We start from the raw sequence: 22,625 nt of genomic DNA on the forward strand, positions 1-22,625 counted from the left end.
CCGAAGCCCGCGTAGGGAGAGCACTCATGTCCGCCATCAACGACCGCGCCCGGCAACTGGACGACCTGCTGCAAACCGCCGTTCAGGACGACAAGGAAAGCGGTGTGTACCGCTGCGGCCGCGACATCTTCACGAACGCCGACCTGTTCGATCTCGAGATGAAACACATCTTCGAGAGCAACTGGGTTTATCTGGCGCACGAAAGCCAGATTCCCGCCAACAACGACTACTACACGACGTGGATCGGCCGGCAGCCGATTGTCGTGACGCGCGACAAGACCGGCGAACTGCATGCGGTCATCAACGCCTGTGCCCACAAGGGCGCGATGCTCTGCCGCCGCAAACATGGCAACAAGGGCAGCTTCACGTGCCCGTTCCACGGCTGGACCTTCTCGAACACCGGCAAGCTGCTGAAGGTGAAGGACGAGAAGACCACCGAATATCCAGTGCAGTTCAACAAGCAGGGCTCGCATGACTTGCGTCGCGTGCCGCGCTTCGAGAACTATCGCGGGTTCCTGTTCGGCAGCCTGAACCCGGATTCGATGCCGCTCGAAGAGTATCTCGGCGAAACCCGCGTGATCATCGACCAGATCGTCGATCAGGCGCCGGAGGGGCTCGAAGTGCTGCGCGGCAACTCGTCCTACATCTACGACGGCAACTGGAAGATGCAGATGGAAAACGGCTGCGACGGTTATCACGTCAGCACCGTGCACTGGAACTATGCCGCGACGATGGGCCGCCGCAAGGTCGAGGGCACCAAGGCCGTGGATGCCAACAGCTGGAGCAAGTCGGTGGCGGGCGTGTACGGCTTCGAGCACGGCCACATCCTGCTGTGGACCCAGACGATGAACCCGGAAGTGCGCCCGGTGTATCAGCATCGCGAGGCACTCAAGGCGCGGGTTGGCGAAGTGAAGGCGGACTTCATCGTCAACCAGACGCGCAATCTGTGCCTGTATCCGAACGTGTTCCTGATGGACCAGTTCAGTACGCAGATCCGCGTGGTGCGTCCGCTCGGCGTCGACAAGACCGAGGTCAGCATCTTCTGTTTCGCGCCGAAGGGCGAGAGCGCGGAGCAGCGTGCACTGCGCATCCGCCAGTACGAGGACTTCTTCAACGTCACCGGCATGGGTACCAGCGACGATCTCGAGGAATTCCGTGCGTGCCAGGCCGGTTATGCGGGGACGACTGCGCTGTGGAACGACCTGTCGCGCGGCGCGCCGCTGTGGGTCGAGGGCGCGGACGAGAACGCCAGGCACATGGGCCTGAAGCCGCTCATCTCGGGCGAGCGCAGCGAAGACGAAGGGCTGTTCGTCTGCCAGCACGAGTACTGGGTCGAGGTCATGCGCGACGCGCTGAAGAAAGAGCAAGCGGAGGTGCCGGCATGAACATCGACTACCCGACCATCTGTGCCGCGCTGTATCGCGAGGCGCGCTTTCTCGATGACCGCCAGTGGGACGAATGGCTCGGCTGCTACGCGGAAGACGTGAACTACTGGATGCCCGCGTGGGATGACGACGACCAGCTCACCAACGATCACGAAAGCCAGATCTCGCTGATGTACTACCCCGACCGGGGCGGACTCGAAGACCGCGTGTTCCGCATCAAGACGGAACGCAGCGGCGCCTCGCTGCCCGAGCCGCGTACGAGCCATAACGTGACCAACGTTGAAGTGCTGGCGGAGCGCGGCAATGAAGTGGACGTCCGCTATAACTTCGACACGCTGAATCATCGCTACAAGATCACCGACCATTTCTTCGGCACGATCTTCGTCACGTTCCGCAAGGTCGACGACATTCTCTTGATCGCGAGAAAGAAGATCGTGCTCAAGAACGACACCATTCGCCAGGTGCTCGACGTGTATCACGTCTGAGCGCCGCGATGAGAGACAGCACGCAGGAGGCAACATGACCAGCTTCAACATTGCACTGAATTTCGAGGACGGCGTGACCCGCTTTGTCGAATGCAAGGCGGGCGAGAAAGTGCTCGACGCCGCATTCCGCGCCCGCATCAACCTGCCGATGGACTGCTCCGACGGCGTCTGCGGCACCTGCAAATGCCGCGCTGAAAGCGGCCGCTACGATCTCGGCGACGAGTACATCGACGACGCGCTCACCGAAGACGAAAAGGACCGCGGTCTCGTGCTCACCTGCCAGATGATTCCGGAGAGCGATTGCGTGATCGCGGTGCCGGCATCGTCGACAGCCTGCAAGACCGGGCAGAGCACGTTCGCGGCGACGGTCACGAAGGTCGAGCCGCACAACGATGCCGCCGTGGTGCTCGAACTGGACGTGGACGCCGCAGCGCCCGTGTTTCTCGCGGGCCAGTATGTGAACATCGACGTGCCCGGCAGCGGCCAGCATCGTTCGTATTCGTTCTCGTCGGCACCGGGGGAAACGAAGATCAGCTTCCTCATCAAGAAAATTCCGGGCGGCGTGATGAGCACCTGGCTCGAATCCGCGCAGCCCGGCCACAAGGTCGAACTCACCGGGCCGCTCGGCAGCTTCTACTTGCGCGCGGTGGAGCGGCCGTTGTTGTTCCTCGCAGGCGGCACCGGGCTGGCGCCGTTCCTGTCGATGCTCGAAGTCCTGGTGCGCACGGACTCGCAGCAGAAGGTGCATCTGATCTACGGCGTGACGCGCGATCTGGATCTGGTGCAGGTTGAAGCGATCGAAGCCTTCAGCGCGAAGCTGCCGAACTTCAGCTTCAGCACGGTAGTCGCCGACGCGGCTTCAACGCATCCGCGCAAGGGCTGGGTCACGCAGCATATGCCGGCCGAGTCGCTCAACGATGGTGACGTGGACGTGTACCTGTGCGGCCCGCCGCCGATGGTCGATGCCGTGCGCAAACATTTCGATGACAACGGCGTAAAGCCGAACAGCTTCCACTACGAGAAGTTCACGCCCAACGCTGCGCCGGTGACCGCATGAGCACGCCACGCTTCGAAGGCAAGGTGATGGTCGTGACCGGTGCGGCGCAGGGCATCGGACGGGGCGTGGCGTTGCGTGCGGCGGCGGAGGGCGCGAAGGTGCTGTTCGTCGATCGTGCCGACTTTGTCGCCGAAGTAGCGGCCGAGGCGCGGGGCGCGCAGACCGCGGGCTTCGTCGCGGATCTCGAAACCTACGAAGGCGCCGCCGCTGCGATGGCGTTCGCGGTGCGCGCGTTCGGCCGGGTCGATATTCTGATCAACGGTGTCGGCGGCGCGATACGCATGCGTCCGTTTGGTGATTTCGAACCCGCGCAGATCGACGCGGAGATCCGCCGTTCGCTGATGCCGACGCTCTATGCCTGCCACGCGGTTCTGCCGTATCTGCTCGACAACGGTGGCGGCACCATCGTCAACGTGTCGTCCAATGCCACGCGAGGAATTCGCCGCGTGCCGTATTCGGCGGCGAAGGGCGGCGTCAATGCGATGACCCAGGCGCTCGCGATGGAGTACGGCGAGCGCAACATCCGCGTGGTCGCCGCAGCGCCGGGCGGAACCGAGGCGCCGCCGCGTCGCGTGCCGCGCAATGCCGCCGGCGATAGCGAGCAGGAGAAAACCTGGATGAACGAGGCGGTGCGACAGGTCAAGGAGTCGACGTTCTTCAAGCGTTACGGCACGCTGGACGAACAGATCGCGCCGATCCTGTTCCTCGCGTCCGATGAAGCCAGCTATATCACCGGCGCCGTGCTGCCGGTGGCGGGCGGCGACAACGGCTGAATATGTGGGACGGCAAGCTTGCGGCCGCTTAAGCAAAAGCACTACAAGTACACTAAAGAATGCTTAAGCGAGCGCGACCGTTTCGCTTGAAAATCCGTCAAGCGCACTTTAGCGCAGGATATCGCCGGCTCGATGTCCTGCCTCGACACCCTCTATCAAAATCACCGCGCCTTGCGAGTTATTCGTCCTCAGCGGCAGGATGACCCGATAGGCGTCCGATCCGTACCACGCGCGAGCGTTGGCCAGCGACGGAAACTCGATGATGATCAGGTCGCCCCGCCAATGCCCCTCACGCACATCGGGCGGCGCGCCATGCACGATGAAGCGGCCTTCGAATGGTGCAAGCGTTGCATCGATCTCGTCGAGATACCGAACGATGTCTGCGTTGATGACGACATCGTGAAGAAGCCCAACAGCATAAGCGGACATAAAGGCGGCTCCATTAAGCGTGTACGTCCATCTTCGCGGTAAGACTGAAGCGATGTCGATTACCTGACAGGTAAAAAGCACGCGTTTGCGATTTGCATTCGTCATACCAAGCACAACTTTTTTAAATCACTTGGACAAACAGTAGCGGAGTCCCGATTATCTTTATTATTCTTTAGCCTTCGCAGGCAATAATCGCGAAAGCATCGAGCTTGACTTCTCAAGAACCGGAGGTTCGCAGATGAAAGGGCACTCGACGTTTGGCGTGATGGCACTCGCTTTCGCACTATTGCTTGCCGGTTGCAGCGGCGGCAGTTCAAGTTCCGATTCGGGATCGTCCACGGGCGGTGCAGCGCCGGCATCGAATCCTTCTTCCGCATCGAGCCCGACGGGTGCGTCCACGCCATCCGGCGCAAGTTCACCTTCAGGCGCGAGTTCGCCGTCCGGTGCAAGTTCGCCTTCGGGCGCCAGTTCGCCTTCGGGCGCCAGTTCGCCTTCGGGCGCCAGTAATCCCACGACAAGTCAGCCGTCAGCAGCGACACCCGCCGACGTCACCACGTATCACAACGACATCCGCCGCACTGCCCAGCAACTGAGCGAAACCCGGCTGGCGCCGGCCAACGTCAACGCCACGACCTTCGGCAAGATCGGCTTCTATACGGTGGATGGCGCCGTCGACGCGCAACCGCTTTTCCTCGGCAGCGTGCCGATTGCGGGCGGCACGCACAACGTGCTCTACGTCGCCACCGAGGCGGGCAGCGTCTACGCGTTCGATGCCGACACCGGCACCGTGCTGTGGCGCGTGACGACCCTGCCTACCGGCGAAGTGCCCAGCGACGACCACGGCTGTAACCAGACCACGCCGACCATCGGCATTACGGCGACGCCTGTCATCGACCGCACGCGCGGGCCGAACGGCACGATCTATGTCGTCGCAATGTCGAAGGACACGGGCGGCGCCTATCATCAGCGGTTGCATGCGCTCGACATCGCCACGGGCGCTGAACTCCTTAACGGTCCCACCGAAATCACCGGTTCCTATCCGGGCACGGGTTCGGGAAGCGTCAATGGCGTCGTGCCGTTCACGCCGGGACAGTACATCGAGCGCGCTTCGCTGTTGTTGCTCAATGGCGTGGTCTACACGGCGTGGAGTTCGCATTGCGATGCACTGCCGTACACCGGCTGGGTCATCAGCTATAACGCGGACACGCTCAAGCAGGCTGGCGTCCTGAACGTCACGCCGAACGGCGAAATGGGCGGCATCTGGATGAGCGGCGCTGGCCTTGCATCGGATGGCACGTCGGTCTATTTCCTCGACGGCAACGGCACCTTCGACCCCACCACCAACGCGCAGGACATGCCCAACAAGGGCGACTTCGGCAACGGCTTCCTCAAGGTCTCGCCGACGCCGACCCTGCACGTCGCGGATTACTTCGAGCCCTCGGATACGGTCGCGCAGTCGAACGCCGACCTCGATCTCGGCTCGGGCGGCGTGCTGGTCTTGCCGGATCTCACCGACATCAACGGCAACGTGCGGCATCTCGCGGTGGGTGGCGGCAAGACGCGCGCGCTGTTCATCGTCAACCGCGATTCGATGGGCAACTTCGACTCCAACGGCGACCACATTTACCAGGAGCTGTTCTCGACCATCTTCGGCCCGATGTTCAGTGCCCCCGCGTTCTACAACAACACGGTGTACGTGGGACCGGCCGGCGATCACCTGAAGGCGATCCCGGTGGTCAACGCGGTGTTCGCGACCACGGCGTCGAGCCAGAGCGCGCAGACCTGGAGTTTCCCGGGTCTCGCGCCGGTGATCTCGGCGAGCGGCAATACGAACGGCATCGTGTGGGGCGTGGAGAACGGCACGGCCATCGGCATCCTGCATGCCTATGACGCGGGCAACCTTGCCACGGAGCTGTACAACAGCAATCAGTCGGGTACGCGCGATCAGTTCGGCAGCAACAAGTTCATCTCGCCGATGATCGCGAACGGCAAGGTCTATGTCGGCACCAAGACGGGCGTGGCCGTGTTCGGTCCGCGTTGATGACGGGGCGATGAACACAGGTGGGCGCTGCATCGATATAAGATCGCAGTTTCCTCACCTGTGGAGCGCTTCATGCAATTGACCCGTCTTCTGGTCCCGACCTTCGTGCAGACGCTGAACAATTTGTCCGCATGGCTGGACAAGGCCGCCGGGCCCGACAAGGACAAGAGCGGCGAAGCGGCCGCCGGCCTCGACATGCTGATGACGCTGCGTCTCGCCCCCGACATGTTCCCGCTCGCGGCGCAGGTTCGTTTCGCGTGTTTTCAGGCGCAGGAGCCGGTGTATCGCTTGCGCGGCGAGGACGTGCCGCAAGCGTTGCGGCAGGTGCGGGAAGAAGGCGTGAAGTCGAACGAGGCGCCGGGCACCTTCGCCGACGCGCACGCGCGCATCAGCGAAGCGGTGTCGTTTCTGTCGCTGCTCACTCCGGATGCGCTCGATGCCGCCGCGAACAGCCCGATCGCGCTGGATCTGCCAAACGGCGTCATCTTCGACATGACCGGCGAGGAATACGCCCGCGACTGGTCGTTGCCACAGTTCTATTTCCATGCGGTGACCGCTTATTCGATCCTGCGCAGTCATGGCGTGGCGCTCGGCAAGCCGGACTACGTCGCGCACATGTTCCCGTATATCCGCCCGGGCACGCTGCCGCAGTCCTGACGCCTCGGGCGTTCCGATACACGCGGTCGTCGAAGATTGGGCACAATGCTTGCCTCCGAGCCTGTGCCTTGATCGAGCCTGATCCCTCCGCATGAAACCCGCCGACCCCGACGTCTCTCCCGCCCTTGAATGCCGCCGCCTGACCAAGACCTACGAAGGCGGGCGCGTAGTGCTCGACGCGCTCGACTTCGCGCTCGGCGCGGGCGAGTTCGTCGCGGTGATGGGCGATTCGGGCGTGGGCAAGTCGACCTTGCTGAATCTGATCGCGGGACTGGATCACGCGGACAGCGGCGAGGTGCTGATCGACGGCTCGGTGATCTCCAGTCTTCCCGACGACGCCGCCACGCGCCTGCGGCGGCAGAAGCTGGGCTTCGTGTTCCAGGCGTTCCACGTGCTGCCGCATCTGACGCTGTTCCAGAATGTCGCGGTGCCGCTGCTGCTGAACGGCGCATCGCCCGATGCCGCGCATGCGATGCTCGCGGCGGTCGGTCTGGCAGGCCGCGACGGCGACATGCCGCGCCAACTGTCCGGCGGCGAATTGCAGCGGGTGGCGATTGCGCGGGCGCTGGTGCATCGGCCGCGCCTGTTGCTCGCCGACGAACCCACCGGCAACCTCGACCCGCAAACCGCGCATGAAGTGCTCGGACTGCTGCGGGCGGAGACGCAATCGACCGGCGCGGCCATCGTGATGGTCACGCATTCGGAAGCGGCGGCCGCGTTCGCGGACCGCGTGGTGATCCTGAGCGACGGCGCCTTGCACGCCGCGACGCTGCAACGATGAACCACGCCGGGATGAATCACCGCTTTGACACGCTCGCGCGCTGGCTGCTCGCCGCGCAATGGCGCAGTCATCGCGGCCGCGCGCTGGTCGCGGTGCTGACGATCGCGCTGGGCGTCGGCCTGGGCTACGCGGTGCAGCTGATCAACGGCGCGGCGTTCAACGAGTTCTCGGCCGCCGCGCGCAGTCTGTCGGGCCAGGCGGACTTGCAGGTGCGCGGCGCACAGCCTTTTATCGACGAGCAGGTTTATCCGCGGCTGGCGACGCTCGCGGGCGTGGCGGTCGCGAGCCCGGTGCTCGAAGTCGATGCCGCCGTGCCGGGCAAGAGCGCGCCGCTCAAGCTGCTGGGCGTGGACGTGTTTCGCGCGCGGCGCATCGCGCCTGACCTGACCGGCGTGCCCTCGCCGCAAGCGCCGCTCGATATGCTCGCCGGCGACGCCATCTTCCTGTCTTCCGCCGCGCAGACCTGGCTCGGGGCACGCGAGGGCGCGTCCGTCGAATTGCAGAACGGCACGGCGCCCGTGAGCTTGCGCGTGGCGGGCGGCATCGCGCGGACGCGGCCCGGCCAGCGCCTCGCCGTGATGGACATCGCCGCCGTGCAGACGCATTTCGCGCTCGAAGGCAAGCTCTCGCGCGTGGACCTGCAACTGACGCGCGGCGTGGATCGCGAGGCGTTCCGACAGACCTTGCAACGCGAACTCGGCGCGCGCTTCGTCGTGACGGAGACAAGTGATGTCGAAAGCCGCACGGACCGGCTTTCGCGCGCGTATCGCATCAACATGAACGTGCTCGCTCTGGTCGCGCTGTTCACCGGTGCGTTTCTCGTCTTCTCGACCCAGGCGGCGGGCGTCGTGCGCCGCCGCGCGCAATTCGCGTTGCTGCGCGTGCTCGGCATGACGCGCGCCGCGCTCGTGCGGCAGATCATGGTCGAAGGCGCGTTGCTCGGCGTCGCGGGCGGCGTGCTCGGCATTGCGCTCGGCTTTAGCGTCGCGGCGCTCGCGCTGCGTTTCTTCGGCAGCGATCTCGGCGGCGGCTACTTCCCGGGCGTCGAGCCGCGCGTCGCGTTCGAACCGGTCGCGAGCGGGATCTTCCTGGCGCTCGGCATCGCTGTCGCGCTGGCGGGCACGCTCGCGCCCGCGCTCGAAGCGGCCCGCACGCGGCCCGCGCCCGCGCTCAAGGCCGGCAGCGAGGAAGCCGCGCTGACGCCGCTCGGCACGCCCTGGCCCGCGCTCGCCTGCCTCGTGTTCGGCGCGGCGCTCACGCAGGCGCCGCCGCTGTTTGAGACGCCGATCGCCGGGTATGTGGCGGTCGCGTTGCTGCTCGTCGGCGGGATTGCGCTGATGCCGCGTCTCACTGCGAGCGCCTTCCGTCGCGCGCCGCGTTCGCGCAGCGCTGTCGCGACGCTCGCGCTCGCGCGCCTGGCGAATGCGCCGGGGCAAGCGTCCATCGCGATGGGCGGCGTGCTGTCGAGCTTCACGCTGATTGTTGCGATGGCAATCATGGTGACGAGTTTCCGCGTGTCGGTGGAAGACTGGCTCGCGCATCTGCTCTCCGCCGATCTCTACGTGCGCATGGCGGCCAGCGGCGACACCGGCGGCCTCGGTCCCGCGCAGCAGGCGCAGCTCGCGGCGGCGGACGGCGTCGCGCACGCGGCGTTCACGCGCACGTCGAAACTGACGCTCGATGCGGCGAACCCGCCCGTCGTCCTGATCGCGCGCGAACTCGATGCCGCCGATCCCGGCGCGACGCTCCAAATGACCGGCGCCGTGTTGCCGCCGTCCGCGTGGCGTGCCGACGAAACGCCGGTCTGGGCATCGGAGGCGATGGCCGATCTCTATGGTTATCGCGTGGGCGAGCGCGTGACGCTGCCGGTCGGCGGGACGGACGCGCGAGTGGTCGTCGCGGGAATCTGGCGCGATTACGTGCGCCAGACGGGCGCGTTGCAGATGCGCATCGGCGACTATCGCAGGCTTACCGGCGACCTGACCGCGACGGATATCGCCATCACGCTGCGCGCCGGTTCGAGCGCCGCGCAGGTGATTGGCGCGCTCAAGCGGCTGCCGTTCGGTGGCACGCTCGAGTTCTCCCAGCCCGGCGAGATTCGCGCGCGCACGCTCACCATCTTCGATCGCAGCTTCGCCGTGACGTATTTGCTCGAAGCGGTGGCGATCGTGATCGGCTTGTTCGGCGTCGGCGCGACCTTTTCGATGCAGACGCTCGCGCGGGCACGCGAGTTCGGCATGCTGCGGCATGTGGGCGTGACGCGCACGCAGATCCTGGCGCTGCTTGCATCCGAGGCCGGCTGGCTGACGCTGCTCGGCATCGCGCTGGGTTGCCTGCTGGGCTTCGCGATCAGCCTGATTCTCGTGTTCGTCGTGAATCCGCAGTCGTTCCACTGGAGCATGTCGCTGCATGTGCCGTGGACGCCGATCGCGGTCATCGCGTGCGTGATGCTGCTGTCGTCCTGCGCGACGGCGGTGCTGTCGGGCCGCCGGGCCGTGTCGGTCGATGCGGTCCGCGCCGTGCGGGAGGACTGGTGATGCGCGCATGGATCGCCGGAGGCTTGCTCGTCTTGTCGAGCGCATGCGCCGGGCAACCGGTGTTCGCGCCCGTCGTGCCGGGGCAAGGAATCGACTGGCCGCGCGACAGCGGCGCGCATCCGCCGTATCGCACGGAATGGTGGTACGCGACCGGCTGGCTCGACACGCCTGAACATCAGCCGCTCGGTTTCCAGATCACGTTCTTCCGCTCGAATACGGGCAAGGGCGGGACGGACAGCAAGAGCGCGTTCGATCCGGCGCAGTTGATCATCGCCCATGCAGCGCTGTCCGATCCCGCGTATGGACGGCTCGTGCATGACCAGAACATCGCGCGGCAGGGCTTCGGTCTGGCGTATGCGCGGGAGGGCAACACCGACGTCAAGCTCGACGGCTGGCGCATGACGCGCGCGGCGGACGGCAGCTACGCGGTCGTCGCCGATGCCGCGAATTTCGCGCTCAATCTCACCTTCACGCCGACACAGCCGCCCATGCTTCAGGGCGAGCGCGGCTATTCGCAGAAGGGGCCGTTGCCGGAGCAGGCGAGCGACTACTACAGCGAGCCGCAATTGAAGGTGTCGGGCAGCGTGGTGCGGCCGTCCGCCGATGGCCGGGCGCGCGCGGCGACCGCCGTGACGGGGCGCGCATGGCTGGATCACGAGTGGTCCAGCACGCTGCTGTCGCCGGATGCCGCCGGCTGGGACTGGCTCGGCGCGAATCTCGACGATGGCGCCGCGTTGATGGCGTTCAAGGTCCGCGCGCGGGACGGCCACGCGGTCTGGGCGCATGCCGCGTTGCGCGACCGCGACGGCCGCACGACGCAGTACGGCCCCGGCGAGGTGGAGTTCACGCCGCAGCGGCAGTGGCGTTCTCCGCGCACCAACACCGTGTATCCGGTCGCGATGAACGTGCGGGTCGGCGCGCTGCACTGGCGGCTGAATCCGCTGATCGACGATCAGGAACTGGACTCGCGCGAATCGACCGGCGCGCTGTATTGGGAAGGCGCGGTGACGCTCGATGGCAACCCGCGCGGGCGCGGCTATCTGGAGCTGACGGGCTATGCGGGGGCGATCGGGATGGAGAAACGTTGAGGCCGGTGCGCTCGGCTACAGATAGGGCGCAAGCACGTCCGCGCTTTTGCTTCCGAGTCGCTCGCTGAAGGCGGAGACATCGACGGGCTCGCCCGTGCGCATGTCGAAGACGTTGCGGGGGAAGGCGATATCGGAGCCTAATAATTCTTTTGCAAGTTGTAGCCTGGGATTCAGCGCGGGCGGAAGTTCGTCGAGCGAGACGTAGGCGTACGGTTGAAACCCGTCGCCGCTTTGCGCGACTTCGCGTGAAAGGCTTCTGATCACGAACGCGAGTCCTGGCCGGGCCAGTGACTCCGCTTCGTAGAACGGGTCCTTGCTGCGCATCGAGAATGGCGCGAGCGCCTTGATGGACCGATGCCGGCCAACTTCGAACACCACCGAGGTTTCATCGATTTCCGGCCCGGCGAAATTCCGAACAATATGCGGATTCTCGGTGAAGGACGTGAAGTCGGTGTTGACCAGAATATCCCCTTCCCGAATGAGCCCAAGCCTGAGGGCTCGCCAGATCGGATAGCTCTCGCCCCTGCTGCCGCGATACAGTGCGATGTCCCCCGTGGACGGCAACGCGTCGATCAGGTCGATCATGGCTTCGACGCGCTGCGGACTATCTGTTGACACTTGCGCTTCGGCCGGGAAGTAATGCGCGGAATAGCGCTTGTTCTCGCCGTGCCGCAGATACAGGTTGACGAAGTTCCACGACTCGTACGAGTAGGCCAGGAGATGCGTTTGCGCGCGGGCATCGAGGTGGATGCCAATTGCATCGGCGATGGCCTGTTGCCGCTTCAGAGCGGCCATGCCGCCATGCTTCTTGTTCGCCAGATAGTCTTCGATCCGGACTTCCATACTCAGAATCTCCGCCGCCGGACTTCGATCCGCATGGCGCAACGCGAGGTCTTCGTCCGTGGGCGCTTCATCCGCTTCGGGCACGCTTTCAAGGTAACGAAGAAGCGGCAGAACGCGGCGCTTCGTCCGCGGGGCGGGAATGCTGCTTCGGGTTGCAAGTACCTTCAGCATGACGCTCCTTCTTGCTTCTTTTGCCAGGCAAGCATGCAGCACAGTTCGATGAAACTCGCACAGTGTAAGCCGCACGGGTCCGCTGCCGATGCCGTTCGCAAAATGTGACAAGCCGCGTCGTGCGGCCGTCGTTCAGACGCCCGGAGGTTTGTCCGGACGTACGTCGAGCAGATGCATGGTCTGCGTGGCGATATCGACGAACGGCGGCCCCGCCACCGCGCCGCCGAAGTGCGAGCCGCGCTGCGGCCGGTCGATCGACACCGCAATGACCACGCGCGGCGCCTTCGCCGGGACGATCCCGACGAACGACGCGCGATACTGATGCCGGTCATAGCCCTTCGACGTCCACCGGTACGCGGTGCCGGTCTTGCCGGCGACCGTGTAGCCCGGCACGGCCGCCTGCGGCGCGGTGCCGTCCTTGCTGACGACGCTTTCCATCATCGTGCGCACTTCGCGCGCAACGCGCGCCGTGAACACGCGCCGGCCTTGCGGCGGTTCCTGATGCGGGTCGCGGCGGTGAATCGACGCCCGCACCAGCCGGCCGTCGTTGGCGAAACTGGTATAGGCCTGTGCCAGTTGCAGCAGCGACGCCGACAGCCCGTAGCCATAGGACATCGTCGCCTGCTCGATGCGCCGCCAGTTGCGATACGGCCGCACGCGGCCCGTCGAAACGCCTGGTAAGCCCGCGCTCGGCGCGTGCCCGAGTCCGAGCGCGCGGAAGTTGCGGTACATGTCGCGCGCCGGAATCAGCAGCGCGATCTTGGTCGTGCCGACGTTGCTCGACTTCTGGATGACGCCCGCCGTCGTCAGCGTGCCGAAGTTCTTGTCGTCGTGGATCGTGCGGCCGTCCAGGCGCAGGTGGCCGCCGTCGGTCGGCACGATGGTATCGGGCGTGATGCGGTGCTGTTGCAGCGCGAGCGCGATGGTGAGCGGTTTCATCACCGAGCCCGGCTCGAAGATGTCGGCGACCGCGCGATTGCGGACCGCCATGCCGGTGCGGCGTGTGTGCTGGTTCGGGTCGTAACTTGGCCAGTTGGCCATCGCGAGGATTTCGCCGGTGTGGGCGTCCAGCACGATGGCCGAGCCCGAGCGCGCATGGCTGCGCTCGACCGCGCTTTGCAGCGCCTTGAACGCGGCGTACTGGATCGGCCGGTCGATGGACAGCGTCAGGTCCTGGCCGTTCCGTGGCGGCGTGGTGTCGAGCGTATCGATGACCTGGCCGCGCGCATTGCGCAGCACGCGGCGGTGGCCGTCGGCGCCGCGCAGCGTGGTTTCGGCGAAGCGTTCGAGGCCTTCCTGACCGTTGCCTTCAGCGCCGGTGAAGCCGGTGATCTGCGCGGCAATCTCGCCTTCCGGGTAGTAACGCCGGTAATCCTCCTGCATCGACAAACCGGGCACGTCAAGACGCATCGCGCGTTCAGCGACATCGACGGGAACCTCGTGCTTCAGATATGCGAAGCCGCGATGCGCTGCGTAGATATTCTCGATGTCAGCCGGCGCGATGTCGAGCAGACGGGAAAGCGCATCGATCTTCTGCTGCGACACGCGCTCATCCAGGTTCGATGCATCCACGAACACCGTGCGGGTCGGCAGGCTGACGGCGAGCGGGCGGCCGTCGCGATCCAGGATGCGTCCACGGGAGGCGTGCATCGGCCAGTCGCGCACTTGGCGGATGTCGCCCTGATGACGGTAGAAAGCGTCGTCCACGCCCTGCACCCAGAAGGCACGCACCGTCAGCGCGACGAACAGGGCGGCAAATGCACCGCTCAGCGCCCGCGAGCGCCAGCGCGGTGGCTGCGTCAATGTCGTGGTCTGGACGTTGTGACGTGCGATCCCAAGGTACTTCCGTTCTTGTGATTTCATCCCGCAATTATGCGGGAACGGGTTTTCGGGCGGCGAATTGAAAAGTCTGCATCCGGCGTCATTCACCAGCAATTCCGTGCAAACTTCGTGCAAAAGGTTTATTGAGGGGCAGCTTAAGTTTCGTTTAAGAAAGTTCTCTTAGTCTCGGCCGACCTGAACGTGCCGCGCATCGTGGCCGAACCCATCGCCCCTGACTTCATGTCCGCTTGCCGTTTCGCTTCGTTTTCCCCGACGATCCGCCTGTTTTCGCGGCAGATCGAGTAGCGCGCAAGCGTTTCACGCCGCCCGCGGTCAAGACCGCGCCTTTTCGTTCCGGGTGATGCCGCGTTGGGTCGCCCGTCCAGTTTTCCGCCGATGCCCTTCTCACCCGCAACCGCCTTGCCCGGCAAGGCAGGACGAGTCTTTCTTGCTTGCGCGGTCGGTTCGATCTGTTCCGTCGTGATCTGCAATTCGCTTGAACATGCGCGTTCGTCCTCTTCAACCGTTCGCGAGGATGTCCCGCCAGTTTCGCTGCGGCAAAGCGCCGCTCCGGCGCCTGTCGAGCCGCCGGCACCCGTCCGCATTACCGAAAGCGCCACAGTCGACCAGACCTTCTCGGAAGCCGCGCAAAGCCTCGGCATCGATTCGGCAACCATTGCGACACTTACGGATGCGTTCGCGGGCAAGGTCGACATGCGCCGCGATATCCGCAAGGGCGACACGCTGAGCGTCATCTATGACCGCAAGTCGGCCGACGAGCCGGCACCGGACGCGCCGCTGGCCGTTCGGCTGACCACCGGTTCGTCGTCGCACGATGTGTTTCTCTACCGCGACCCCGAAGGCGAAGCGCGCTATTACTCGAAGGACGGCAACAGCACGACGCCAGGCTTCTCGCGTTATCCGGTCGACTTCACGCGCGTATCGTCGGACTTCTCGATCCGGCGGCTCGATCCCGTCACGCATCGCTGGCAGAGTCACGATGGCGTCGATCTAGCCGCGCCCATCGGCACGCCGGTGCATGCGTCGGCGCAGGGCAGGGTGACCTTCGTCGGCAGGCAGACGGGTTATGGCAAGGTCATCATGCTCGACAACCCGGCGCCGTATTCGACCGTGTACGCGCACCTGTCGCGCTTCGCGAAGGGCATCCGCAATGGCGGAACGGTGAAGCGCGGGCAGGTGATCGGCTATGTCGGCGAGACCGGCTGGGCGACGGGTCCGCATCTGCACTATGAAGTCCGCATCGACGACGTCGCGATGAATCCGCTGACCGTGGACCTGCCGAGCGATGACCGTTTGCACGGCCAGGAGCGTCGGCGTTTTGCGAAGGACGCGGAAAACCTGAGCGCGGAACTGAGCGGCTGAATCGCGGGGGTCCCGTTCAGGCAACCAGTCCGACCGAGCGGGTCACCGGCTTCGGCTCGCGTCGGCCCGCCGCGACCCAGCGGTTCTTGCCCGCGCGCTTGGCTTCGTAGAGGGCGTTGTCGGCGTCGCGGAGGACGCCGTCGAGTTCATCGTGATGATGATCGAACATCGCAATGCCGATGCTCACGCCGATGCGCAAGGCCAGATCGCCGTCCGTGTGGAACGGCTTCGACAGTTCGCGTACGACGATGTCGGCAAGCGCGAGCAGATCGTCGTGCGGCGGCGTGACGATCACGAACTCGTCGCCGCCGAGTCGCGCCACCAGCGCGCCTTCCCCCGACAAATGCCGTAACCGGCGCGCGACCAGCGCGAGCAGCGTGTCGCCGACTTCATGACCGTGAGCATCGTTGACGGCCTTGAAGCCATCGAGATCGAGATAGAGCAGGGCAGTCGGCGCGCCATTGCGCGCCCGAACCGACTCGCGCGAACGCGCCGCCTGGAACAGGCCCGCGCGGTTCAGCAGGCCGGTCAACTCGTCGTGACGCGCGCGGCGGTCGTTCTCCTGCTCGGCTTTCATCGTCGAGACGAGCATGCCGTTCAGGCGCCACGCGGCCGCGCTCATCGCGAACAGGTAGAAGGGAATCTGCAACAGCGTGAGCCAGAGCGTCGGCTCGCCAGCCAGCACTGCGCCGAGACAGCACGGCCCCAGCGACAGGAAGATCATCACTGCCACTAGTCGCGGCGCGGCGAAATTGCGGAAGCAGATGCCGCCGACCATCGCGGCGGCCGAGAGGAACGAGAGCGTCGCGGCCACCCAGTCGCCGGACAGCACCGAGACCAGCGCGCCGTAGCCGACCGTCGCGCCCCACAGCGGCGCGAGCAGGACGTACGTGTCGGTCAGCGTGGACTTGCCTTCGCGTGCGCGTCGGCGCGCGATCACCAGCACGACCAGCCGGATCAGGCAGACGGCGATTTCGAGTGCGAGCCAGATGTGGAAGGCGGTGGTCGGATGGCGGCGGTCGAGCACCCAGGCCACCGCGACCGTGTTGAGCACGCCGCCCGCGAAAATCGGCAAGGTGCCGAACAGGCTGCCGACAAGCGCGACACGGATCGCGCGGGGAATGTCGGCTCCCGCGTGCAGCAACCACGTGGCCGCACGTCCGCGCGGCAATGTGAACACCTCGGTCTGATGGTCCATGTTGGATTCCGGCGTGGTCCGGCGAGGGCGGGACACTCGCGGAAAATCGGACCACATCGCAGATATCGGACGTCAGGCTCCCAAACTTTAGCGGGGAACGCCCGCACGCAAGGACTTTTATACTGACGGCTCCGAACGACAACCTCCCTCACTCCACATGGCCCTCATCAACTACATCACGCAGATCCAGTTCGATTTCGGCGCGGTCCGCCTGCTTGCTGGCGAGTGCGAGCGCATCGGCATGCGCCGCCCGCTGATCGTGACCGATCGGGGCATTCGTGCCGCCGGTCTCGTCGATACGGTGCTCGCCGCGCTCGGCTCGCCACAGCCCGCGCCGGTGTTCGACGCCACGCCGCCGAATCCGAACGAGGCCGCGGTGCGCGCCGCGGTCGCGATGTACAAGGAGCATGCTTGCGATGGCGTAGTCGCGGTGGGTGGCGGTTCGTCGATCGATCTGGCCAAGGGCGTGGCCGTCTGCGCGACACACGAAGGTCCGTTGCAGAGCTTTGCGGTGATCGAAGGCGGGTTGGCGCGCATCACGGCGAAGACGGCGCCCGTCATCGCGATTCCGACGACGGCGGGCACCGGCAGCGAAGTGGGCCGCGGCGCGATCCTGATTCTCGACGACGGCCGCAAGGTCGGCGTGATTTCTCCGTATGTGGTGCCGCGCGTCGCGATCTGCGATCCCGAACTGACGCTCGGTCTGCCGCCGATGATGACGGCCGCGACCGGCATGGACGCCATTGCGCACTGCCTCGAAACCTTCATGGCGCCGGCCTTTAATCCGCCCGCCGACGGCATTGCGCTCGACGGACTCTGGCGCGCGTGGCGGCACATCGAACGGGCAACGCGCGACGGCTCGGACCGTGTGGCGCGCTGGAACATGATGAGCGCGTCGATGCAGGGCGCGCTGGCGTTCCAGAAGGGTTTGGGCTGCGTACACAGCCTGAGTCACTCGCTGGGCGGCATCAATCCGACTCTGCACCATGGCACGCTCAACGCCATCTTCCTGCCGGCGGTGATCGCGTTCAATCGCAGCGCGCCGACGATGCAGGACGAAGGCAAGCTCGCGCGTCTTGCGCAGGCGATGGGTCAGTCTTCCGGCGATGCCGTCGGTGAAGCCGTGCGCGAGATGACCGCAAGGCTCGGCCTGCCGCGCGGCCTGGCCGAACTCGGCGTGACGCGCGACCTGTATCCGCGAATCATCGCAGGAGCGCTGAAGGATCACAGCCACAAGACGAATCCGCGTGAGGCGTCCAAAGCGGACTACGTAGCAATTCTGGACGCCTCGATGTAGGGACAGGGCGCAAGCCCTTGCACGACGGCGCTGATGCGGCATTGCAACAAACACTTAAGGGAAAACCCTTAACTCTGTTACAATGTCGCAAAGTTTGAGGAACAGATCATGCGCCGCCATCACCAAGTCATCGAAAAAGTCGCCTTTACCTTGCTCACGCTGTCTGCTGTCGTCGACGCAAGCTATATCACCTGGGAAAAGCATCCCAACTTCCGCGAAAACGTCACCGAAATCGTCAAGCTGAGCGCAGATCTCTCGCTGGCGAATCCGGGTGTCGGCGAGCCCACGCCGCTCGTGCCGCTGGCATTCAACTAAGCTGCTGCCCTTCGGCGCGACCTTTCTCGTCGCGCCCGCTACTTCAAATCCATACCGGTTATTCGGCCCGCCGTCGCACGGCGCGCGCCGGCTGCCTTATGCTGGCGGCTTCTTGTGCCGTCGCTGCCCAGCATGTCCTCCGCTCTCCATTCCGACATCGCTTTCGCCGACCCGCTGCGCCGCTTTGCACGCGCGATCGGGCAGATCGTCCTTCAGCGCAACGCCGCGACCGGCGCGCTCCTCTTCCTCGCGGTGCTCAGCGCGAGTCCGCGTCTTGCGTGCGGCCTCCTGATCGGCACGCTGACCGGCCATGTGATCAGCGCGATCATCGATAGCGACGACGCGCCCGTATTCCGCAACGACCTCCATGGCTTCAACGGCGCCCTCGCGGCGCTGGCGGCGTTCGCGTTCATCGGCGATGTCTCGCAGGCGGGCGCTGTCGCGATCGTCGCGGCGATGGGCGCCACGTTGCTCGCGCACAAGCTGTCGCGCGTCCTGGCGCGCTTCGACTGGCCATTTCTGTCGAGCCCGGCGATCCTGGTGACCTGGTGCTGGCTGCCGCTGTTCAGCGGGCGCGGCGACACGGGCGCGATCCCGCAAGTCGCGGCAGGCGTCGTGCCGATGCTCGAAGCGGCCTTCGCGGGACTCGCGCCGATCACCTTCGCGACCGGCGCCATTGCGGGCGGACTGATCGCGGCAGGCCTGTTCGCGGCGCGGCCGTCGCAGGCCGGCTGGGCGCTCGCCGGCAGCGCGCTCGGCGCCATGCTGCACGGACTGGGCGGCGCGGGCGATGCGGTCGTGCTGTCGGGCGCGTGCGGTTTCAACGCCGCGCTGGCCGCGCTGGCGGCGGCGCCGCTCGGCAGGCGCTATGCGCTGTTCGCGATCGTCGCGGCGGTGTTGATCGAACGTCTGATCGACTGCGTCGGCATCGCCGCGCTGACGGCGCCCTTCGTGCTGGCGTCGTGGCTGACGATCGCGCTGCAACGCCGCTGGGTCCGTACCACTCAAGCAGGAGACGCGCATGTCATTCACCCACACGCCTGATCGCAGGATCGCGCAAGACGGCCCGCGCAGTGCCGCCGAAACGGCCACGCGCGTCGATCTGGCGGCGGCCTACCGGCTCGTTGCGCTCAATGGCTGGGACGACGTCGTCTACACGCACATCTCGGCGAGCGTGCCGGGCGAGCCAGGACGCTTCCTGATCAATCCGTTCGGTTTGTCGTTCGATGAAGTCACGGCGTCGAATCTCGTGAAGATCGATATCGACGGCAATGTGATCGGCGAGAGCGTGCATCCGGTGAACGCGACGGGCTTCGCGTTGCACGGCGCCGTACACGCGGCGCGCGACGATGCCGTGTGCGTGATGCACCTGCACGTGCGCGAGGCGATCGCCGTTTCGGCCCAGCCGCATGGCTTGCTGCCGGGCTCGCAGCATGCGATGCGCTTCCACGGCCACCTCGCGTATCACGACTACGAAGGCCTGGCCTTCTCGCCGGCCGAAGGCGAGCGGCTGGTGGCGAGTCTCGGCGCACATCGCGCGATGCTGCTGCGCAATCACGGTCCGCTCACGCTTGGGCGGACGGTTGCCGAGGCTTATGTGCTGATGGATATGCTCGTCAAGGCATGCGATATTCAGCTGCGCGCGCTGGCGGGCGTGAACAAGATGATCGTGCCGACGCCGGATGTCGTCACGCGCACCGCCGCGCAACTGCATGATGACGATGCGATCGAAGGCGTGCTCGAGTGGCCTGCGTTGTTGCGCAGGCTGGAGCGCATCGACGCGTCATATCGCGAGTAAAATCCAAGGAGAGCAACGCAATGCCGACATTCAACATCCAGCTATTCGAAGGCCGCACGGCGGACGAAAAGCGCAAGTTCGTCGAGGCGATCACGCGCACTACGTGCGAGACGCTCGGCTGCGAGCCGGGCTCGGTGGATATCATCCTGACCGACGTGAAACGCGAGAACTGGGCGACCGCGGGCAAGCTCTGGTCGGAGCAATGAACGCGGCGCGCATACGGCGCGATGCCGCATGCGCGCGCGGGTTGATTACATCGATGCCTTCACGGCGAGACGGAACTTGTGCAGCAGCGGTTCCGTATAGCCGCTCGGCTGCGTGCGGCCTTCGAACACGAGCGCGCAGGCGGCCTTGAACGCGAAGGAACTGTCGAACGCGGGGGCCATCGGCCGGTACACCGGATCGGCCTCGTTCTGCTGATCGACGACCGCGGCCATGCGTTCCAGCGTCGCCTTCACCTGCTCTTCGCTGACGATGCCGTGACGCAGCCAGTTCGCAAGGTGCTGGCTCGAGATGCGCAGCGTCGCGCGGTCTTCCATCAGGCCGACATCGTGAATGTCCGGCACCTTCGAACAGCCGACGCCCTGATCCACCCAGCGCACCACATAACCGAGAATGCCCTGCGCGTTGTTCTCGATTTCGTTCGTGATGTCCTGTTCCGACCAGGTTGGCTTGTCGACGACGGGAATCGTCAGCAGGCCGTCGAGCAGTTCGTTCTTCTGCCCTTCGTAGTCGTGGCTTTCGAGGTCCTGCTGAACCTGCTGCACATCGACCATGTGATAGTGCAGCGCGTGCAGCGTGGCGGCCGTGGGCGAGGGCACCCACGCGGTGTTCGCGCCTGCCCGCGGATGCGCGATCTTCTGTTCGAGCATCGCGTGCATGAGATCGGGCATCGCCCACATGCCCTTGCCGATCTGCGCGCGCCCGCGCAAGCCGGTGTTCAGGCCGACGAGCACGTTGTTGCGCTCATACGCGTTGATCCACTTCGACGACTTCATGTCGCCCTTGCGCATCATCGGGCCCGCTTCCATCGACGAATGCATCTCGTCGCCAGTGCGGTCCAAAAAGCCCGTGTTGATGAACGCGACGCGTGCGCCGGCCGCCGCGATGCAGGCCTTCAGGTTGACGCTGGTGCGGCGCTCCTCGTCCATGATGCCCATCTTGATCGTGTGACGCGGCAGGCCGAGCAGATCTTCGATGCGCGAGAAGAGTTCGTCGGCGAAGGCCACTTCGGCGGGGCCGTGCATCTTCGGCTTCACGATATAGATGGAACCCGTGCGCGAGTTCATCTTGATCTTGAGGTCGTGCATGGCGCCGAGCGTGGTCATCACGCCGTCGAGGATGCCTTCCGGAATCTCCTTGCCGTCGCGGTCGAGCACGGCGGGATTCGTCATCAGATGGCCGACGTTGCGCACGAACAGCAACGAACGTCCGTGCAGGCTCAGCGTCGAGCCATTCGGCGCGGTGTATTCGCGATCCGGATTCATGCTGCGCGTGAAGCTCTTGCCGTTCTTCGTGACCTGCTCGGCAAGATGGCCCTGCATCAGGCCGAGCCAGTTGCGATAGAGCTGGGTCTTGTCGGCGGCATCGACGGCCGCAACCGAATCCTCGCAGTCGATGATCGTGCTCACCGCCGCTTCCATCAGCACGTCCTTGACGTGCGCGGCATCGGTCTTGCCGATCGGATGGTCCGCGTCGACCTGGATCTCGAAGTGCAGGTCATTGTGCTTGAGCAGGACGGCGTGCGGCGCCTTCGCATCGCCCTGATGGCCCGCGAACTGTTCGGCGTTGGCGAGGCCGCTCTTGCTGCCGTCCTTCAGCGTGACGACGAGCGCGCCCTGTTCGACGCTGTACTTCGTCGCATCGGCATGCGAGCCGTGCGCGAGGGGCGCGTTGTCGTCGAGGAAGCGGCGTGCGTAGGCGATGACCTTCGCGCCGCGCTTCGGGTTGAACTGAGCGGTGCGCCCGGCGCCGTCGGTGTCGTCGATGGCATCGGTGCCGTAGAGCGCGTCGTACAGGCTGCCCCAGCGCGCGTTGGCGGCGTTCAGTGCATAGCGCAGGTTCGAGAGCGGCACGACGAGTTGCGGACCGGCCTGCTCGCCGATCTCGCGATCCACGTTGGCGGTGCTGGCCTGCACGTGCGCGGGCGCGGGGACGATGTAGCCGACGTCTTCGAGAAACTTGCGATAGCCGCGCAGGTCCTGCACGGGGCCGGGATGGCTGCGATGCCAGTTGTCGAGTTCGGTCTGAAGGCGGTCGCGCTCGGCGAGCAGCGCGCGGTTCTTCGGGGCGAGGTCGTGAACGAGCGCATCGAAACCTTTCCAGAAGGCGGCGCTGTCGACACCCGTGCCGGGGATGGCTTCTTCATCGACGAACTTCGCCAGGCTTGCGTCGACCTGCAGACCGTGTTGTTGGATCATGTCGTTCATGGGCACTCCGGCTGAGTTGCTGTGACTCTGGGGTTTGGGGTGGGCTGGTTGTGTATGGTAGCGCGTCTTGGGGGAGGATCGAAGCGGGGTGGTGGGGGAGGGGGTGTGCCTGGCGGCATGCCCTTTTGATGATTCGA

21 protein-coding genes are annotated in these 22,625 nt (G+C 65.4%); 15 read left to right on the plus strand and 6 right to left on the minus strand.

Annotated features, from left to right (window positions below):
• Nucleotides 1-26 precede the first annotated feature (26 nt).
• Genes QCE88_RS24245 through benD form a run of 4 tightly spaced genes read left to right on the plus strand, consistent with a single transcriptional unit; the run spans nucleotide 27 to nucleotide 3,700 of the window.
• Complete coding sequence (locus QCE88_RS24245; protein WP_309907068.1) at nucleotides 27-1,385, plus strand: Rieske 2Fe-2S domain-containing protein; 1,359 nt, start codon at nucleotides 27-29, stop codon at nucleotides 1,383-1,385.
• Nucleotides 1,382-1,870 carry a benzoate 1,2-dioxygenase small subunit gene (benB, locus tag QCE88_RS24250; RefSeq protein WP_309907070.1) on the plus strand — a complete coding sequence of 163 codons (489 nt, stop codon included), beginning with the start codon at nucleotides 1,382-1,384 and terminating at the stop codon, nucleotides 1,868-1,870. Before QCE88_RS24245 ends, benB begins: the two co-directional genes overlap by 4 nt.
• Nucleotides 1,871-1,904: 34 nt before the next feature.
• Complete coding sequence (gene benC, locus QCE88_RS24255; protein ID WP_309907072.1) at nucleotides 1,905-2,927, plus strand: benzoate 1,2-dioxygenase electron transfer component BenC; 1,023 nt, start codon at nucleotides 1,905-1,907, stop codon at nucleotides 2,925-2,927.
• Entirely contained in the window at nucleotides 2,924-3,700 is a 777-nt protein-coding gene (gene benD / locus QCE88_RS24260) for a benzoate diol dehydrogenase BenD (protein WP_309907074.1), read from the plus strand. Before benC ends, benD begins: the two co-directional genes overlap by 4 nt.
• 108 nt (nucleotides 3,701-3,808) lie before the next feature.
• On the opposite strand, the gene QCE88_RS24265 is transcribed toward benD, so the two are convergent.
• Nucleotides 3,809-4,129 (minus strand): DUF1330 domain-containing protein, encoded by a 321-nt coding sequence (locus QCE88_RS24265; protein WP_309908752.1) that lies wholly within the window; start codon nucleotides 4,127-4,129, stop codon nucleotides 3,809-3,811.
• Nucleotides 4,130-4,367: 238 nt separating this feature from the next.
• Between QCE88_RS24265 and QCE88_RS24270 the strand changes: the two genes are divergently transcribed.
• The 5 genes from QCE88_RS24270 (at nucleotide 4,368) to QCE88_RS24290 (ending at nucleotide 11,233) form a co-directional block, all read left to right on the plus strand.
• Entirely contained in the window at nucleotides 4,368-6,170 is a 1,803-nt protein-coding gene (locus QCE88_RS24270) for a PQQ-binding-like beta-propeller repeat protein (RefSeq protein WP_309907076.1), read from the plus strand.
• Nucleotides 6,171-6,242: 72 nt separating this feature from the next.
• Nucleotides 6,243-6,827, plus strand: a complete 585-nt coding sequence (locus QCE88_RS24275) for a DUF1993 domain-containing protein (protein ID WP_309907078.1) — start codon at nucleotides 6,243-6,245, stop codon at nucleotides 6,825-6,827.
• Between the two features lie 91 nt (nucleotides 6,828-6,918).
• Nucleotides 6,919-7,608 carry an ABC transporter ATP-binding protein gene (locus QCE88_RS24280; protein ID WP_309907081.1) on the plus strand — a complete coding sequence of 230 codons (690 nt, stop codon included), beginning with the start codon at nucleotides 6,919-6,921 and terminating at the stop codon, nucleotides 7,606-7,608.
• 11 nt (nucleotides 7,609-7,619) lie between these two features.
• Nucleotides 7,620-10,145 (plus strand): FtsX-like permease family protein, encoded by a 2,526-nt coding sequence (locus tag QCE88_RS24285; protein WP_309907083.1) that lies wholly within the window; start codon nucleotides 7,620-7,622, stop codon nucleotides 10,143-10,145.
• Nucleotides 10,145-11,233, plus strand: a complete 1,089-nt coding sequence (locus tag QCE88_RS24290) for a lipocalin-like domain-containing protein (RefSeq protein ID WP_309907084.1) — start codon at nucleotides 10,145-10,147, stop codon at nucleotides 11,231-11,233. Before QCE88_RS24285 ends, QCE88_RS24290 begins: the two co-directional genes overlap by 1 nt.
• A 15-nt stretch (nucleotides 11,234-11,248) precedes the next feature.
• Here QCE88_RS24290 and QCE88_RS24295 read toward each other — a convergent pair whose 3' ends face one another.
• From QCE88_RS24295 to QCE88_RS24305, 3 genes are all read right to left on the minus strand, one after another.
• Entirely contained in the window at nucleotides 11,249-12,028 is a 780-nt protein-coding gene (locus QCE88_RS24295) for a hypothetical protein (RefSeq protein WP_309907086.1), read from the minus strand.
• Between the two features lie 351 nt (nucleotides 12,029-12,379).
• On the minus strand, nucleotides 12,380-14,110 hold the full coding sequence (locus QCE88_RS24300) for a penicillin-binding protein 2 (RefSeq protein WP_309907088.1): 1,731 nt from the start codon (nucleotides 14,108-14,110) through the stop codon (nucleotides 12,380-12,382).
• A gap of 113 nt (nucleotides 14,111-14,223) precedes the next feature.
• A complete protein-coding gene (locus QCE88_RS24305; protein ID WP_309908823.1) occupies nucleotides 14,224-14,784 on the minus strand; it encodes a hypothetical protein in 561 nt (186 codons plus the stop codon).
• Here QCE88_RS24305 and QCE88_RS24310 point away from each other — a divergent pair.
• Nucleotides 14,744-15,451 (plus strand): peptidoglycan DD-metalloendopeptidase family protein, encoded by a 708-nt coding sequence (locus QCE88_RS24310; RefSeq protein ID WP_309908754.1) that lies wholly within the window; start codon nucleotides 14,744-14,746, stop codon nucleotides 15,449-15,451. The two genes, QCE88_RS24305 and QCE88_RS24310, sit on opposite strands and share 41 nt — an antisense overlap.
• Nucleotides 15,452-15,467: 16 nt before the next feature.
• Here the strand turns inward: QCE88_RS24310 and QCE88_RS24315 are convergent, their stop codons facing one another.
• Nucleotides 15,468-16,649: a GGDEF domain-containing protein gene (locus QCE88_RS24315; protein WP_309907090.1), complete on the minus strand. Its 1,182-nt coding sequence runs from the start codon at nucleotides 16,647-16,649 to the stop codon at nucleotides 15,468-15,470.
• Between the two features lie 157 nt (nucleotides 16,650-16,806).
• On the opposite strand from QCE88_RS24315, the gene QCE88_RS24320 reads away from it, so the two are divergent.
• From QCE88_RS24320 to QCE88_RS24340, 5 genes are all read left to right on the plus strand, one after another.
• On the plus strand, nucleotides 16,807-17,946 hold the full coding sequence (locus QCE88_RS24320; RefSeq protein ID WP_309907092.1) for an iron-containing alcohol dehydrogenase: 1,140 nt from the start codon (nucleotides 16,807-16,809) through the stop codon (nucleotides 17,944-17,946).
• A 108-nt stretch (nucleotides 17,947-18,054) separates the two neighbouring features.
• A complete protein-coding gene (locus tag QCE88_RS24325; RefSeq protein ID WP_309818537.1) occupies nucleotides 18,055-18,261 on the plus strand; it encodes a hypothetical protein in 207 nt (68 codons plus the stop codon).
• Nucleotides 18,262-18,393: 132 nt separating this feature from the next.
• Nucleotides 18,394-19,305, plus strand: a complete 912-nt coding sequence (locus tag QCE88_RS24330) for an urea transporter (protein WP_309907094.1) — start codon at nucleotides 18,394-18,396, stop codon at nucleotides 19,303-19,305.
• On the plus strand, nucleotides 19,283-20,059 hold the full coding sequence (locus tag QCE88_RS24335) for a class II aldolase/adducin family protein (protein ID WP_309907096.1): 777 nt from the start codon (nucleotides 19,283-19,285) through the stop codon (nucleotides 20,057-20,059). Before QCE88_RS24330 ends, QCE88_RS24335 begins: the two co-directional genes overlap by 23 nt.
• The gene (locus QCE88_RS24340) at nucleotides 20,047-20,265 is read left to right on the plus strand and encodes a 4-oxalocrotonate tautomerase (protein ID WP_309908755.1); all 219 of its coding nucleotides are present in this window, start codon (nucleotides 20,047-20,049) and stop codon (nucleotides 20,263-20,265) included. Before QCE88_RS24335 ends, QCE88_RS24340 begins: the two co-directional genes overlap by 13 nt.
• Nucleotides 20,266-20,310: 45 nt before the next feature.
• On the opposite strand, the gene QCE88_RS24345 is transcribed toward QCE88_RS24340, so the two are convergent.
• A complete protein-coding gene (locus QCE88_RS24345; protein ID WP_309907098.1) occupies nucleotides 20,311-22,488 on the minus strand; it encodes a malate synthase G in 2,178 nt (725 codons plus the stop codon).
• Between the last annotated feature and the right edge of the window lie 137 nt (nucleotides 22,489-22,625).

This window comes from Caballeronia sp. LZ035 (assembly GCF_031451175.1).
Taxonomy (GTDB): Bacteria; Pseudomonadota; Gammaproteobacteria; order Burkholderiales; family Burkholderiaceae; genus Caballeronia.

Coding starts and splice junctions, on each gene's coding strand:
- QCE88_RS24245 (WP_309907068.1), top strand. CDS start 27: ATGTCCGCCATCAACGACCGCGCCCGGCAACTGGACGACCTGCTGCAA.
- benB (WP_309907070.1), top strand. CDS start 1,382: ATGAACATCGACTACCCGACCATCTGTGCCGCGCTGTATCGCGAGGCG.
- benC (WP_309907072.1), top strand. CDS start 1,905: ATGACCAGCTTCAACATTGCACTGAATTTCGAGGACGGCGTGACCCGC.
- benD (WP_309907074.1), top strand. CDS start 2,924: ATGAGCACGCCACGCTTCGAAGGCAAGGTGATGGTCGTGACCGGTGCG.
- QCE88_RS24265 (WP_309908752.1), bottom strand. CDS start 4,129: ATGTCCGCTTATGCTGTTGGGCTTCTTCACGATGTCGTCATCAACGCA.
- QCE88_RS24270 (WP_309907076.1), top strand. CDS start 4,368: ATGAAAGGGCACTCGACGTTTGGCGTGATGGCACTCGCTTTCGCACTA.
- QCE88_RS24275 (WP_309907078.1), top strand. CDS start 6,243: ATGCAATTGACCCGTCTTCTGGTCCCGACCTTCGTGCAGACGCTGAAC.
- QCE88_RS24280 (WP_309907081.1), top strand. CDS start 6,919: ATGAAACCCGCCGACCCCGACGTCTCTCCCGCCCTTGAATGCCGCCGC.
- QCE88_RS24285 (WP_309907083.1), top strand. CDS start 7,620: ATGAATCACCGCTTTGACACGCTCGCGCGCTGGCTGCTCGCCGCGCAA.
- QCE88_RS24290 (WP_309907084.1), top strand. CDS start 10,145: ATGCGCGCATGGATCGCCGGAGGCTTGCTCGTCTTGTCGAGCGCATGC.
- QCE88_RS24295 (WP_309907086.1), bottom strand. CDS start 12,028: ATGGCCGCTCTGAAGCGGCAACAGGCCATCGCCGATGCAATTGGCATC.
- QCE88_RS24300 (WP_309907088.1), bottom strand. CDS start 14,110: ATGAAATCACAAGAACGGAAGTACCTTGGGATCGCACGTCACAACGTC.
- QCE88_RS24305 (WP_309908823.1), bottom strand. CDS start 14,784: ATGTCGACCTTGCCCGCGAACGCATCCGTAAGTGTCGCAATGGTTGCC.
- QCE88_RS24315 (WP_309907090.1), bottom strand. CDS start 16,649: ATGGACCATCAGACCGAGGTGTTCACATTGCCGCGCGGACGTGCGGCC.
- QCE88_RS24320 (WP_309907092.1), top strand. CDS start 16,807: ATGGCCCTCATCAACTACATCACGCAGATCCAGTTCGATTTCGGCGCG.
- QCE88_RS24325 (WP_309818537.1), top strand. CDS start 18,055: ATGCGCCGCCATCACCAAGTCATCGAAAAAGTCGCCTTTACCTTGCTC.
- QCE88_RS24330 (WP_309907094.1), top strand. CDS start 18,394: ATGTCCTCCGCTCTCCATTCCGACATCGCTTTCGCCGACCCGCTGCGC.
- QCE88_RS24335 (WP_309907096.1), top strand. CDS start 19,283: ATGTCATTCACCCACACGCCTGATCGCAGGATCGCGCAAGACGGCCCG.
- QCE88_RS24345 (WP_309907098.1), bottom strand. CDS start 22,488: ATGAACGACATGATCCAACAACACGGTCTGCAGGTCGACGCAAGCCTG.